General features: G+C 64.2%; 16 protein-coding genes. 10 read left to right on the forward strand and 6 right to left on the reverse strand.

What is annotated here, in order from left to right; translation table 11 throughout:
- Window positions 1–248: 248 nt before the first annotated feature.
- The gene (locus art_RS13690) at window positions 249–1,388 is read left to right on the forward strand and encodes a serine hydrolase domain-containing protein (RefSeq protein WP_052136558.1); all 1,140 of its coding nucleotides are present in this window, start codon (window positions 249–251) and stop codon (window positions 1,386–1,388) included.
- A gap of 127 nt (window positions 1,389–1,515) precedes the next feature.
- Here art_RS13690 and art_RS13695 read toward each other — a convergent pair whose 3' ends face one another.
- The 5 genes from art_RS13695 to art_RS13715 all read right to left on the reverse strand — a co-directional run bounded on the left by art_RS13695 (window position 1,516) and on the right by art_RS13715 (window position 6,570).
- On the reverse strand, window positions 1,516–2,946 hold the full coding sequence (locus art_RS13695) for an NAD(P)/FAD-dependent oxidoreductase (protein WP_038465644.1): 1,431 nt from the start codon (window positions 2,944–2,946) through the stop codon (window positions 1,516–1,518).
- A gap of 25 nt (window positions 2,947–2,971) precedes the next feature.
- Window positions 2,972–3,925 carry an ABC transporter substrate-binding protein gene (locus tag art_RS13700; protein ID WP_038465646.1) on the reverse strand — a complete coding sequence of 318 codons (954 nt, stop codon included), beginning with the start codon at window positions 3,923–3,925 and terminating at the stop codon, window positions 2,972–2,974.
- Window positions 3,922–4,644, reverse strand: a complete 723-nt coding sequence (locus tag art_RS13705) for an ABC transporter permease (RefSeq protein WP_038470215.1) — start codon at window positions 4,642–4,644, stop codon at window positions 3,922–3,924. Before art_RS13705 ends, art_RS13700 begins: the two co-directional genes overlap by 4 nt.
- Before the next feature lie 86 nt (window positions 4,645–4,730).
- A complete protein-coding gene (locus art_RS13710; RefSeq protein ID WP_082000298.1) occupies window positions 4,731–5,456 on the reverse strand; it encodes an ABC transporter permease in 726 nt (241 codons plus the stop codon).
- Between the two features lie 34 nt (window positions 5,457–5,490).
- Entirely contained in the window at window positions 5,491–6,570 is a 1,080-nt protein-coding gene (locus tag art_RS13715) for an ABC transporter ATP-binding protein (protein ID WP_038470220.1), read from the reverse strand.
- 394 nt (window positions 6,571–6,964) lie between these two features.
- On the opposite strand from art_RS13715, the gene art_RS13720 reads away from it, so the two are divergent.
- The 4 genes from art_RS13720 (at window position 6,965) to art_RS13735 (ending at window position 9,093) form a co-directional block, all read left to right on the forward strand.
- Window positions 6,965–7,402: a VOC family protein gene (locus tag art_RS13720; RefSeq protein ID WP_038465648.1), complete on the forward strand. Its 438-nt coding sequence runs from the start codon at window positions 6,965–6,967 to the stop codon at window positions 7,400–7,402.
- A gap of 60 nt (window positions 7,403–7,462) precedes the next feature.
- Window positions 7,463–7,843 (forward strand): VOC family protein, encoded by a 381-nt coding sequence (locus art_RS13725; protein ID WP_038465650.1) that lies wholly within the window; start codon window positions 7,463–7,465, stop codon window positions 7,841–7,843.
- 108 nt (window positions 7,844–7,951) lie between these two features.
- Window positions 7,952–8,698 (forward strand): SUMF1/EgtB/PvdO family nonheme iron enzyme, encoded by a 747-nt coding sequence (locus tag art_RS13730; RefSeq protein ID WP_038465652.1) that lies wholly within the window; start codon window positions 7,952–7,954, stop codon window positions 8,696–8,698.
- Window positions 8,699–8,727: 29 nt separating this feature from the next.
- Window positions 8,728–9,093 carry an SdpI family protein gene (locus tag art_RS13735; RefSeq protein ID WP_052136559.1) on the forward strand — a complete coding sequence of 122 codons (366 nt, stop codon included), beginning with the start codon at window positions 8,728–8,730 and terminating at the stop codon, window positions 9,091–9,093.
- 20 nt (window positions 9,094–9,113) lie between these two features.
- Here the strand turns inward: art_RS13735 and art_RS13740 are convergent, their stop codons facing one another.
- Entirely contained in the window at window positions 9,114–9,359 is a 246-nt protein-coding gene (locus tag art_RS13740) for a hypothetical protein (RefSeq protein ID WP_038465653.1), read from the reverse strand.
- Between the two features lie 216 nt (window positions 9,360–9,575).
- Here art_RS13740 and art_RS13745 point away from each other — a divergent pair, with 216 nt between their 5' ends.
- The 5 genes from art_RS13745 (at window position 9,576) to art_RS13765 (ending at window position 12,892) form a co-directional block, all read left to right on the forward strand.
- Entirely contained in the window at window positions 9,576–10,103 is a 528-nt protein-coding gene (locus tag art_RS13745) for a hypothetical protein (protein ID WP_157875273.1), read from the forward strand.
- Window positions 10,104–10,276: 173 nt separating this feature from the next.
- The gene (locus tag art_RS13750) at window positions 10,277–10,633 is read left to right on the forward strand and encodes a VOC family protein (protein WP_038465657.1); all 357 of its coding nucleotides are present in this window, start codon (window positions 10,277–10,279) and stop codon (window positions 10,631–10,633) included.
- A gap of 162 nt (window positions 10,634–10,795) precedes the next feature.
- Window positions 10,796–11,278, forward strand: coding sequence for an HAD family hydrolase (locus tag art_RS21110; protein WP_301537966.1), 483 nt, complete (start codon window positions 10,796–10,798; stop codon window positions 11,276–11,278).
- Between the two features lie 169 nt (window positions 11,279–11,447).
- Window positions 11,448–12,002, forward strand: coding sequence for a helix-turn-helix transcriptional regulator (locus art_RS13760; protein ID WP_038465659.1), 555 nt, complete (start codon window positions 11,448–11,450; stop codon window positions 12,000–12,002).
- Window positions 12,002–12,892, forward strand: coding sequence for a M23 family metallopeptidase (locus art_RS13765; RefSeq protein ID WP_052136561.1), 891 nt, complete (start codon window positions 12,002–12,004; stop codon window positions 12,890–12,892). The genes art_RS13760 and art_RS13765 overlap by 1 nt, the downstream gene beginning before the upstream one ends.
- Window positions 12,893–12,909: the final 17 nt, after the last annotated feature.

The raw sequence follows: 12,909 nt of genomic DNA on the forward strand, positions 1-12,909 counted from the left end.
GTGGGGCAGCTTACGCGGGGGTCATAAGCGGGGAGGTTCCGAGCCATGAAGGGCGAAAATTGCTGGCGCTGTTGCTGCGGGCGCCGTTCGAACTGGCGATTACCGGGTGCTGAATCGAATCGATGACGGCCGGCTGGTCATCGTCGTGGTCCAGGCAGGGCATCGCCGTGAAATGTACCGGGCCCTTGAACCGGCTGTCGCCACTTAATCAACGCACAGTTGCCCCCTTTTGCTCCTAGAGTGGAGCCATGACTTCATCTGCACAGTTGCCGGGCGCCGGCGCATCCCAGGGCCTTGCCGCCGAAAAGTTCGCCCCCGTCAGGGACCTCTTTGACTCCATGCTCGACGCCGACCCCTCCTACAGCGCGCAGCTCGCCGTGTATGCGGGTGGAGAGAAGGTGATCGACCTGGTGGGTGGTCCGAACTCCTCTGCAGATTCGGTGACGGGCGTGTTCTCCTGCTCCAAGGGCGTTGCCGCGCTGGCGTTCAGCCTGCTGGTGCAGGACGGGCTGGTGGACCTGGATGCCACTGTTGTAACGTACTGGCCCGAATTCGCGCAGAACGGCAAGGGTGGCGTGACGGTTTGCCAGCTGCTTTCCCACCAAGCCGGACTGGTGGGTGTGCAGGGCGGCTTTGCCATGGAGGAATACAACGACCTGCCCGCCGTTGCAGACCGGCTGGCCGGGTTGGCGCCGATGTGGCGCCCCGGCAGCGGCACCTTCGGCTACCACGCACTGACCATGGGCGTCTTCCTGGAGGAATTGTGCCGCCGGGTCACGGGCGAACGTCTGCAGGACGTGTACAACCGCCGCATTCGTGTGCCCTTTGCTGCCAGCATGTATCTGGGCCTGCCCGAATCCGAGGACCACCGCTACCGCCCCGTGCTCTTCGACGAGGCGCCGGCACCGGCCTTTTTTGACCCGCATTCCATCGCGGGCGTGTCCGGCAATGTCCAGGCCGGAGAACTCCTCGGCATGCCCAACCTCCGCAGCGTCCGGGGCGAAGGCAGCACCAGCGGGGCCGGTGTGGGGTCGGCCGACGGCCTGGCCCGCGTATATGCCGGCGCCATCACCGGCATCGACGGGCTGCCCGCCTACCTGACCCAAGAGACCATCGCGCTCATGACCGAGGAGCAGGTGTGGGGCGTGGACCGGGTCTTCGCCGACACCAGTGCCTTCGCCATCACGTTCATGAAGTCCCATCCGCGCATGGACTTCGGCAGCGCACAGGCGTTCGGGCACGAAGGCGCCAATGCCGCCATGGGCTACGCCGATCCGCTGTACGGGATTGGCTTTGGCTACGTCCCGGCCAAGAACGAGGAGGGCAGCACCGCCGGCCGCGCCCTCCAGCTCAGCGCCGCCGTGCGGAAGGTACTGCTCGCACCCTGACACGCGTCTGAGTTGAAAAATGCGCCCGTGATGCCGCCGAGATATCAGTGGCTATAAGCAATATCGGCGGCATTTTTGCCGTGGCTGCCAGATGCCATGATTACTGCTTCCTGTCATTGCAGGCACGTCACTTCAGGTCGTTGAGGGCTTCCGGCACGGCCCGGTGGAACGTGGGGTACGCATAAATCATGGTTTTCAGCGTGGCGATGGGAATGCGCGCATGCACGGCCAGTGCCAGCATGGACAGCACCTCGCCGCCCATCGGGCCCACGGACGTGGCGCCCACCAAGACGCCCGATTTGGTGTCTTCAATGACCTTGATGAAGCCCTGGTTGCCGGACTTGTGGATCCAGCCGCGAGTGGAATCGCCCAAATCCGTGTAGCCCACCTTGATGGACAATCCAGCCTCACGGGCCTGCTTTTCGGTGAGGCCGACGACGCCGATCTCCGGATCCGTGAACGTCACCCGCGGCACCGCATGGTTCTCCGCGCTGCCCCGGTCCGGCTGCCCGGAATGCCGGGCCAGAATGTGCCCGGCCACAATGTTTCCCTGGTGCATGGACATGTGGGTGAACGCGCCGGCACCCGCGGCGTCGCCAACCAGGTACAGGCCGTCGGCCAGCTGCATGTGCCCGTCCACCGCAGGGGCGGCCTTCCCGTCCAAGGCGATGCCCGTGGCCGCCAGGTTCAGGGGAGCCAACTGCGGTGTGCGGCCCGTGGCCACGAGGAACTGTTCGGCCGAGAGCTGCGAGGCGGCTGCCCCTGCACCGGCCCCGGAACCCGCCAGTTTCACCCGGAACCGTCCGCGTGAATGCACCACGGAGGTGACGTCCCTGTTGCGCAGGATCTTGATCCCCTCATCACGGAACACCTTTTCCAGCAGCTCAGCGGCCTCCGGCTCCTCCCTCGAGAGCAGCCGGGAACCGCGCAGCACCATGGTCACCTTGGTGCCGAAGCGGGTGAACGCCTGGGCCAGCTCCACCGCGATGGGGCCGCCGCCCCACACGACCAGGGATTTCGGCGCCGTCTCAGCCTGCATGGCGTCCCGGTTGGTCCAAAACGGCGTGCCCGCAAGCCCCGGCACCTCCGGTACCGCAGGGTTGGTGCCCGGATTGAGCACCACGGCGAGACGTGCACGGAAGGTGAGTTCCCCGCCGTCGGGCATGGAAACGGCGACCTCGCGGGGACCGGTGAGCCTGCCCGTGCCACGGACCAGCCGCCCGCCCTTGCCGGTGAAACGGTCTGCGGCAACGGTGTCGTCCCAATTGTCGGTGGCCTCCGTGCGGATGCGGCTGGCCACCGTGGTGAAGTCGGGCGTGACGTCCACGGAGCCGGATAGTTCCGGAATGCGCAGCGCCTCGGCCACCACATTGCCGGCGCGGATCATCATTTTCGAGGGAATGCAGCCGTAATACGGGCACTCGCCGCCCACGAGCCGGGCCTCAACACCCACAACGGACAGGCCCGCAGCCGCCAATTCACCGGCCACCGACTCTCCGCCCGGCCCCATGCCGAGCACCACAACATCAACTGATTCCGGCTTGTTCGCGGCGGCCATGGAAAGCTCCTTACTTAGTTACGTGCTACTTTGCAATGCCCTGGTCCTTGAGCCAGGTCGTTGCTGCGGCCTTGGGATCCATCTTCTGCTCGCCCTCAACCTTGTCCCGCAGGGAGATCAGGTCCTCGGTGGTCAATTGTGCGGAGACGTTGTTCAGCGCGGTCTTGGCGGCATCGTTGATGCGGTCGGTTTTGACCAGCGGCAGCACCTGCTGGGCCAGCCAGTTGTGCAGGGGATCCTCCAGTACGACGAGCTTGTTCGCCGGGATTGCAGGGGAAGTTGTGAAGATGTCGGCCACCTGGATTTCATCGTTCAACAAGGCCTTGACGGTCAGTGGGCCGCCGCCGTCGCTGATGGGCGTGAATGCCTTGGGCACGCAGTTGTAGATCTTTTCCAGGCCGGGCAGGCCGTACGGGCGGGTCTGGAATTCCGGCGGGGCGCCAAGGGTCAACTGGTCGCAGACCTTGGCCAGGTCCTCAATGGTTTTCAGGTTCCCGTGCTTCGCAGCGGTCTCAGCCGTGACCACCAGCGCGTCCTTGTCCTCCGCCTTGGCGGCGTCCAAAACAGACAGGCCGTCGGGCAGCTTCGCCGGGAGCGCGGCCAGGATGCCGGCCGGATCGGTGACGGTGTTGGCGGCGTCCACGAAGCCCAAAAGGTTGCCGCTGTAGTCGGGGACCACGTCCACGGAGCCGTCCTGGATGGCCTTAATGTACACCTCGCGGGCGCCGATGTTCAGCTTGGTGCTGGCCTCGACGCCGGCCGCGTTCAGGGCGCCGGCATAAATCTCGGCGATGATGGCGTTCTCGGGAAAGTTGGCGGAGCCAACCACCACGGGGCCGCCGCTGCCGGACGCGCCGCCCCCGGCAGAGGACTCGGGCGCCAGTGGCGAGCCGCCGCACGCGCTCAGGGCCAGCGCCAGGGACAGTCCTGCAGCGGCGCCGAGGACGATACGGCGGGTGGGTACGGAATTCTGGCTCATGATTTTATCTCCTGTTGTTGCCGGATTGAATTCGTCACAGCTACTTCGGTGTCCGCGACGGGATGCTCTTGCGCGCCCTTGCCCTGGCGCAGTCCGGGGGACACCACGGCCCGCTGGAGCAGGGCCAACAGCCCGTCCAACACGATCGCCACCACGGCAATCACCACCGCACCGCCCAATACTTGACCGTAGTCCTGCACAGCCAATCCATCAATGATGAACCTGCCCAGGCCGCCCAAACTGATGAACGCCACCACGGCCACGGTCGAGACCACCTGCAGCACGGCCGAGCGCAGCCCGCCGAGCATGACCGGCAGCCCGTTGGGCACCTCCACACCGAACAGGATCTGCGGCTCCCGCATGCCCATGGCGCGCGCCGAATCGACCAGGTCGCGGTCCACAGCGGAAATGCCGGCGTACGTGCCTGTCAGGATGGGTGGAACGGCCAGCAACACCAGCGACCAGATGGCCGGCATGAGCGACAGCGTGGACGTGGCGATCAGTGCAAACAGCGTCATGATGCCCAGTGTTGGCAGGGCCCGCAGCATGCCCGCCATGGAAACCACGACGACGCGTCCCCGGCCCGTGTGCCCCACGTACAGCCCGATCGGGACGGCGATCGCGAGCGAAATGGCCAGGGTCAGGCCCGTATAGCCAAGATGCTCCACCACGCGGGTAGGGATGCCGGAGGAGCCCAGCCAGTTGGCGGGATCGGTCAGCCACTGCCAGCCCTGGCTGAACGGATCGGAGGCCGTGTATGTGGTGGCGGGGTATGTCCCGAGTGGCGCGATGGCGGCGGGGAAGCTCACTGGGGCACCGCCGTCGTGCTTGGGGAATTAGTGCTTGGGGAAACGGGGGAACCGGGCCTAAGTGAATCAGCGGAAATGGAGACCGTCTTGCCGCCGCGCAGCCACGGGGTCAGCAGCCGCTGCAGCACCACCAGCACCACGTCCATGAGCAGCGCGAGCACGAGCGTGCCCAGGATGCCCACAACAATTTCAGTGGGGAAATTCCGTTGCAGGCCGTCGGTGAAGAAGAAGCCCAGGCTGGGGATGCCCAGGAGCGAGCCGACCGTCACGAGCGAGATGTTGCTGACCGAAATTACGCGCAACCCGGCGAACAGGACAGGGATGGACAGCGGCAAATCGACCTGCAGGAAGCGTTGGAGCGGTCTATAGCCCATGGCGGTGGCGGATTGGCGGATGGTGTCGTCCACGGAGTTGAGCGCGTCGAGGGTGGAGCGCACCAGGAGGGCCACAGCGTAGATGGTCAGCGCCACGACGATGTTGGCGAAGTCGAGGATTCTCGTGCCGAGGATGCTGGGCAGGATCACAAACAGGGCCAGCGACGGGATCGTGTACAGCAGCGAACCCACCGACAAAATGGCCGCGCTCACCACCCTGTTGAGCCGGGCCAGCTGCGCCAACGGGATCGCGATGACCACGCTGAGCACCAGCGGCACCACGGCCTGGATCAGGTGGTAGCCGGTCAAATTCAGCACCTGTGGCAAGTTGGCCAGGAACCAGTCCATCAGTTTCCCCCGCCCAACAAGATTGTGCCGCGCATCAGGAGCGGCCTTCCCGGGCGGCCTCGATGGCCGCCAGGACTTCCTCCGCACGGACGACGCCGGCCACGCGCCCTGCGCCGTCAACGGCGACGCCCAGCCCGGACGGGGAGGACAACGCCGCGTCGAGGGCGTTGCGCAAGGGATCCCCGGCATGGAAGAGGGAGCCGCCGGGGATCAGTTCCGCGGCGGAGTTGAGAGCTCCCGCTGCCCTGGCTCCGGCCGGTGTGTGCCAACCGAGCGGCCGGTTGTCCGTGTCGACGGCAAGCGTCCAGCCGGATTGCGGGCCGGGCCCGAATGAAATGGGGGCCGGATGCAGCGGCACGTCGCCGCCGGGGCTGAAGGAGAGGTGCCGGAAACCCCGGTCGCGGCCCACGAAGTTGGCCACGAAGTCATCCACGGGCGCTCGCAGGATTTCCTCCGGCGGGGCGTACTGGGCCACACGGCCGCCCGTGGCAAAGACGGCGACGCGGTCGCCGAGGAGGGTGGCCTCGTCAATGTCGTGCGTGACGAAAATGATGGTCTTGGCCAGCTCGCGCTGCAGCCGCAGCAGTTCCTGTTGGAGCTCGGCGCGGACCACGGGGTCCACTGCGGAGAAGGGTTCATCCATGAGCAGCACGGGCGGATCCGCGGCCAATGCCCGGGCCACGCCGACGCGCTGTTGCTGCCCGCCAGAGAGCTGGTTGGGGTAGCGCCGGGCCATGGCGGCAGGCAGGCCAACCGTCTCGAGGAGTTCGAGTGAGCGATTTCGGGCCTGCGCGCGCGGCACCTTGTTCAGCCGCAGCACGGTGGAGACGTTGTCCAGCACGGTGCGGTGCGGGAGCAGCCCGGCCTGCTGCATGACGTAGCCCATGGAGCGGCGGAGTTCGTGCGCGGGGATGGTGCTGATATCGCGCCCGCCCACCGTGATGGTGCCGGAGGTGGGTTCCACCATACGGTTGATCATGCGCAGCGACGTGGTTTTCCCGCAGCCCGACGGCCCAACGAACACCGTGATTTTGCCGGTGTCCACGCTCAGGCTGAGGTTTTCCACGGCTGCCTGGCCCGGATATATCTTGCTGACGTTGTGGAATTCGACCATCGCAGTCCCCGCCCGGCCAATGGTTTCCTGCGCCGTGCTGCTGGTGCCCTGTGCTGCGGCGGTGGTTTCTTGAGCCGCCATGTAAAAGTCCTTCACTGTGGGTGGCGTTCTTGTGGATCGTTCACCTGGTGCCCCTCGATCATAGGCAGGCTCAATTTGCGCAGTAAAGCACCCCGCGCCGTATTGGCCGGGTTTCGCTTAGCGCGGACGACGGCGGCAGGCGCGTTCCGCCGTCGTGCTTGGCTTGCGGGGCGTGACATCCCAAGCGGCGAATATCGCGGACGGATGCGGACGGACACGCTTTTGAGCTTTCCTGCGATACTTTTTGGGTGTTTCTGGCTAGTTTTTTCTCATCCCCTAGCGCTGGGCCGGCTGACTTGGTATTTTTCAACGCATGGCCATCAAACTTGAGAATGTCGGCATCGCCGTACGCGACCTCGAAGCGACCATCGCCTTTTTCACTGACCTCGGCCTTACCGTTGTTGACCGCGACACCGTCAGCGGCGAGTGGACGGACACTGCCGTGGGGCTCGATGGAAACCATGCCAAGATCGCCATGCTGGCGACCCCGGACGGGCATGGCCGGATTGAGCTCTTTGAATACATCCACCCCGATGCCATCGAGACGGACCCGACCCTGCCCAATGAGATTGGCATGCACCGTGTGGCCTTCTCTGTGGATGACATCGAGGCGGCCCTTGAAGCGGCTGCGAAGCACGGCTGCTACCCACTGCGCGGCGTGGCGACGTACTTGGACGTCTACAAACTCACCTATCTGCGCGGCCCCAGCGGAATTCTTGTCATGCTTGCCGAGGAATTGCAGAAAGGCTGAGCGCTGAACCGAACCGGGCCGCCGGCAATCGTGTCCCCGTCGGCTTATAGAATTCGGTGCATGACTGAAAATGCCGCGCACGCCCACCATTCACTCGACTACATCGAGTTTGGCGTCACCGACCTGCTTGCTGCCAAAGCCTTCTACGGCAGCGCCTTCGGCTGGACCTTCAATGACTACGGCCCCGGTCCCGCATATGTGGGAATCCGCCGCAACGGTGCGGCCGACGGAGGAGAGGTTGGCGGCTTTCGCCTAGACACCGAGGTTAAGCCGGGCGGGCCATTCGTGTTGCTGTATTCGGCCGACCTTGAGGCAAGCGCGCAGGCTGTCCGCGATGCTGGCTGTGACGTCACCGAGGGGCCCTATGACTTCCCCGGCGGGCGGCGCTTCCACTTCCGTGACCCCAGCGGTAACGAGCTCGGAGTCTGGTCCGAGAGCTGAGTGGTGAGCGGATTGCCATCGGCAGGATTTCCGCCAAGGTGCAGGTTTCCGCTCCCGTGGGTGCGGCCGGTTCGTGGCGCATTTGTGCTCGGATGCGAGAATCAAGGAATGCCGCAATTTGAGCTCCGGGCGTTGCCCGCAGGAAACGTGGACTTGCATGATGCGCGCCGCAAGCGCCGATGGACCGTGCCATTGGAGGCGTTTGAGATCGGCATATTTCCCGTCACGGCTGCCCTGTATTCTTCCGTGATGGGTGGGGAGGCTCTGGAAGCGCAATCGCCGATCGCTGATGTCAGCTGGCTGGATGCAGTGACGTTCTGCAACGCGACGTCACTACGCGAGGGCCTTGAACCCGCCTACTCCATCAATGATGACGCCGTGACTTGGTGCACCGGCGCCTCCGGCTACCGGCTGCCCACGGAAGCGGAATGGGAATACGCATGTCGGGCCGGGACCGCCGGGCCACACTATGGACCGCTCGACGCTGTCGCGTGGACGGCCGGGGACCAGGTGGAGCACCCGCAGGACGTGGGGCTGAAGCAAGCCAATGGATTCGGCTTGTATGACACTTTGGGGAATGTGTGGGAATGGTGCTGGGACTTGCTGGATCCGGCCCGTTACGGTGACTATCGGGTGTTTCGAGGCGGAGGTTTTGCTGATGAACCGTGGAGTGTTCGTGCCTCCACTCGCAGAGGCGGCGCGCCCGGGATGAGCCACCCGGATGTTGGCCTTCGGTTGGCCCGCGGCACCTTCAATGACGCACAAGCGGCTCAAGGATGGTCAGCAGCGGCAGATTCAGAGCGGGGGAGAATCACCGGAGCGCTGCCATCCGGGTGGACACCCCGGCAGATTTAGCAGTGGCAGGGCCGTCGTAGACTCGGGGAATGATCTTCGCTGTTCTGCTGCTCGTTGTCAGCTATGCCCTGCTCATCATTGTTGTGGTGCGATGTGCCGATGGCCGTATTGGCATCAACGGACTCGCCGGAATCAGGACGCCAACCATCATGACCAGCGAGGAGACGTGGCTGGCCGGGCATCAAGCCGCCAAGAAGCCGTCGCTGCTCGGTGCCTACGCTGCCGTGGCCCTGACAGCCGTGGCGTTGTTCCTGCCAAGTGAGCCCCTGCAGGCTGCGGCCATACTTATTGGCTGCGGAGTGCTGATGGCTGGAGTTCTCTACGGAACATCTCTCGGAACCAACGCGGCGCGGCAGGTTTTGGCAGGCCGGCAGTCGGAGTCGTCCGCTCTATAGGGGGATCGTCGCAGCGAGGTTTATTCAAGAACCAGTGCAAAGGCATATCGAAGAGATGAGTACAGCGCCAAAGTGGCAATGGCATAACCGATAGCCAACGCGGCAGTCGCCAGCCAGCGGCCGCGGTCTCCCCGGAGCCTGATCTGGTTGCGGGATACGTGGCCGGCGCCGACAGCAAAAACAGCCAGGCCCCCAATGCCTAAAAACGAGATCCCCGCGGCGGCAACTACAGCCATGATGATGGCAACAACTGCCAGCTTATTCACTGGCACAGTTTTTGTAGTCGCGGGCGTTGCATGGGCGGTCATCGGGGTCCCCTCACCTCGTTGTTTCGAGCCAGTCTAGCCATGCCCACGCACATCCATCTTGCGCACGTGGTCCGCCCTGACGCAGCCGCTGGTGGGCCCGCAGAACCCTGGACGACGGCGGCGGAACTTGCTCAACCTCTGGCATTCCGGTGGCTTCACGCATAGCGTGTCAGGATGACGTCACCCGAACGGTTCATGAATGAAATCCCGGAGCCGGAAGCCATTGTTGCGCTGGTTCAGGGGCTGGCCCAACAGGCCTGGCCCAAGAGTGGCGCCGAAAGTGGCGCCTTGTTCGCGCGCATGGGATGGCGCCGCGAAAGGCAATTTCCTGCAAGCAGGGAAAATGGTCCGGCGGATGAATTCGTCCTGGATACAGGGGTTGGCAGCCCGCCTGTATTCGCCACGTCAACCGAAACGGATGGGGTTCTCGACTCAATCTATTTGCAGCTCCGCCTAGGGGAGGCGCTGCCGGACCCCGAAGCAACGGACTGTTTTCAGGCGATCATTACCCGATTGGCCGAGATTTATGGCGAGCCCACCATTCCCTGGCATGGACAGAGGGGTTTGCGGAGAATGTGGAACGTGAACGGCATGGACATTGATGTCCACTTTGGCAATGACAGCCACAGTTCGCTCATGATCGGCTTCTTGGACGAACAGTTTTTCGCCGAGGTGGAAGCGTACGCCCGCGAGCACAGCTAGATGCGGTTCCGAGGGCGCTGGTTCTGCGGCGTTCATGGTGACCCAGTTCCTTGAATTGGACGAAGAGCGTGATTATGAACCGTCCGTTGGAACCAGGCGGGATTCTTGTTGGTGGACACCCGCTGGGGCCAGTTGCATGATGGGAACAGAACGGGAAGAGGACGGGAGAAGTCATGCATGTCATCCGCGTAACAACAGACCTCACGGTGCCCGACATCGAGGAGGCGGGGACGTTCTATGCGGACTACCTTGGCCTCGACGGCGAGGACATGGGCCTTGACTGGGTCACCCGATTTGTCGTGCCTGGCTCCGGAGAGCACATCCAACTCTTGTCCCGGGACGCGACGGCGCCTGAGAATCCGCTCATCACCGTCAAGGTCGACGACGTCGAGGACGCCTATGCGGAGGCCCGGCGGCGCGGTTACGAGATTGTGTATCCGCTGGCCACGGAACCGTGGGGCATCCGCCGATTCTTTGTCCGCGCACCCGGCGGGACTGTCATTAACATCGCCCAGCACAGCGAACCCTAGAGGTGTGGGGACGCATGGAGCGGTCTGCCGCCAGGGCCGGTGCATGTGACCTCTGGGCCACTGGCTTCGTCCGCCTGCTCGGTAAGGTGCGATTCGGACGCGCACTGGTGTATCGAGGCTGACCGGGATGGATAGGAACCACGTGACCGCCTGGCCCGGGCCATCAAGGAACGCTTCAACCCGCATCTTGACCTGGAGGAGCTCGTGGACAAGCTGCTCTACGAGCTCGTGGACTCGATGGCCAGGGAGCCCGGCACCCGGCAGGCGCTGGCGGGCGCTAGGGAGCAGGGCTGGAAGATGGCCATTGTCCCCAACGGAACGACAACCCAGCAGTCTCTCAAGATCCAGAAACTGGGGCTTGAGCCCTGCGTGGACGCCGTCGTCATCTCGGAGGCAGAGGGGGTGAAGAAGCCGGATCCCGAGATTTTTCGCCTTGCTGCCCGGCGCTTGGGCCTGGAGGTGAACGGCGGTTGGCTGCTCGGTGACCACCCCGTTGCCGGCATTGCAGATGGCCGAGCCGTCGGACTTGAAACGGGGTGGGTGTCCCGCGGCATGAAATGGCCCGAGCGGGAACCTTCGTCCACGGTCACCGCAGGCACTGCTGCAGAAGTCATCGGCACTGTTGTCCGTCAGTGTCCCTGCTGACGAAAATGGCACTCACCGCTGACGACGGCGGAACGCGCGTGCCGCCGTCGTGCTTGGGTTTGGTGTAAAGCCCGGAGAGGCTGCCTCCTGCCAGGTCGCCCCGTCCACTGATTAGGCGGGATAATCCACCAAACTTGGTTGCTAATACGTTTTAACGTAGTCTCGACGCATGGTTGAGAACACAGAATTGCAGGAGCTGAGGCAGGAGCTTCGAGCCGTCACGCTTAGGGTTGCTTCGTTGGAAGATGCGCTCCCGGACGTCGGCTCGAATCTGTTGGACGTGCCAGGGGCTGCGCCAGAGTCGGAGGATACGTTCTGGGCGTTGTCCGGGCTGCGGGCCCGTTTGCCGGAGCATCCTTCGACGGCGGACGGTGCCGTCATGCTGGTGGGTGCGGTGACGCTCCCGAGTGGTGCGCCCGTTGAATGGCAGCAGACGGCGGGCACGTCTGGCCTGTTCGAAGTGGAATGGGACGATCGCGCGCCAGCGTTCGCGGCGCTGGGCCACCCGATGAGGCTCGAACTGCTGAGGCACATCCTTTCCGGTGTCCATGCCACAGCTGAGCTTGCGGCGATCGAGACGCTGGGAACCACCGGCCAATTGCATCATCATCTGCGCCAGTTGTTGTCGGCTGGGTGGCTCAAGCAGAGCGGCCGCGGCAGTTATGAGGTTCCTGTGGGCCGCGTGGTGCCTTTGCTGGCCTGCCTTGTGGCGGTGGACGGCTGATGGGTGCAGTCACGCTGATCTACCGTGTTCGCGGGCCGATTCTCTTCATAGCTGTCCCGGCGTGCCTGGCCGGCGCCGTGCGCCGTTTTCTTCCGGACGGGATCTTATACTCCATTTTTGCGTTTTTCCCGCTGCTGGGAATCGTCGGAATCTTGGCGGTGCTCGCCGCGACGCCACTCGCGGTCAAGCGCCTGACAGAGCAGGAAAGCATCACTGTGACGTCCCCTGTGACGGGCCGGTGGCTGGGCATGAACAGCCCGGTCGACAAAGTGCCGAGCCACGGAGTCCGTGCCTATGGCCAGGCCCACGCCATTGATCTTGTCTATGAGCCGTTGGATCAGGAAAGGCCGGTCTTTGGAACGGGTCCGGCAATGCGCGGGGCCGGAGAATACCCGGCGTTCGGGCAGCCCGTACGGGCCATGGTTGACGGTGTTGTTGTCCGCGCCTCGGATGTCTTGCGTGACCACCGGGCCCGCTCAGCCTGGCTGGGTGTTATCTACATGATGGTTGAGGGGGCTGTGCGAGAGCTTGGCGGACCAAGGTTCATCATCGGCAACCATGTCACTATTCGGGGTGACGACGGGATCTATGCGCTGGTCGCGCACATAGAGAAGGGCTCCGTGCTTGTTGCCGAGGGGGACCGGGTCAGTGCAGGTCAGGTGATTGCCGCCTGTGGAAACTCCGGCAACACCAGCGAGCCGCACGTTCACGCCCAGCTGATGGACAGGGCTTCGGCCTGGACGGGGCAGGGTGTCCCCTTCGCGTTCGCGGGCGTAAAAATCGGGGAACTGGAAGAATTGCAAGATGCTCTCCCCGGCAACAATCAGCATATGACCGTTGGGTCGCCCGTCCCGCGGCAGGCCAAGGCTGAAAAAGTGTCCGAGGAGTAGGTGCCGGAGCGCAGGCG

This window comes from Arthrobacter sp. PAMC 25486, from assembly GCF_000785535.1.
Lineage (GTDB): Bacteria > Actinomycetota > Actinomycetes > Actinomycetales > Micrococcaceae > Specibacter.

Bases quoted from the DNA above. Each gene is read 5' to 3' on its own strand.
- art_RS13690 (WP_052136558.1), top strand. From the start codon at position 249: ATGACTTCATCTGCACAGTTGCCGGGCGCCGGCGCATCCCAGGGCCTT.
- art_RS13695 (WP_038465644.1), bottom strand. From the start codon at position 2,946: ATGGCCGCCGCGAACAAGCCGGAATCAGTTGATGTTGTGGTGCTCGGC.
- art_RS13700 (WP_038465646.1), bottom strand. From the start codon at position 3,925: ATGAGCCAGAATTCCGTACCCACCCGCCGTATCGTCCTCGGCGCCGCT.
- art_RS13710 (WP_082000298.1), bottom strand. From the start codon at position 5,456: ATGGACTGGTTCCTGGCCAACTTGCCACAGGTGCTGAATTTGACCGGC.
- art_RS13715 (WP_038470220.1), bottom strand. From the start codon at position 6,570: ATGGTCGAATTCCACAACGTCAGCAAGATATATCCGGGCCAGGCAGCC.
- art_RS13720 (WP_038465648.1), top strand. From the start codon at position 6,965: ATGGCCATCAAACTTGAGAATGTCGGCATCGCCGTACGCGACCTCGAA.
- art_RS13725 (WP_038465650.1), top strand. From the start codon at position 7,463: ATGACTGAAAATGCCGCGCACGCCCACCATTCACTCGACTACATCGAG.
- art_RS13730 (WP_038465652.1), top strand. From the start codon at position 7,952: ATGCCGCAATTTGAGCTCCGGGCGTTGCCCGCAGGAAACGTGGACTTG.
- art_RS13735 (WP_052136559.1), top strand. From the start codon at position 8,728: ATGATCTTCGCTGTTCTGCTGCTCGTTGTCAGCTATGCCCTGCTCATC.
- art_RS13745 (WP_157875273.1), top strand. From the start codon at position 9,576: ATGACGTCACCCGAACGGTTCATGAATGAAATCCCGGAGCCGGAAGCC.
- art_RS13750 (WP_038465657.1), top strand. From the start codon at position 10,277: ATGCATGTCATCCGCGTAACAACAGACCTCACGGTGCCCGACATCGAG.
- art_RS13760 (WP_038465659.1), top strand. From the start codon at position 11,448: ATGGTTGAGAACACAGAATTGCAGGAGCTGAGGCAGGAGCTTCGAGCC.
- art_RS13765 (WP_052136561.1), top strand. From the start codon at position 12,002: ATGGGTGCAGTCACGCTGATCTACCGTGTTCGCGGGCCGATTCTCTTC.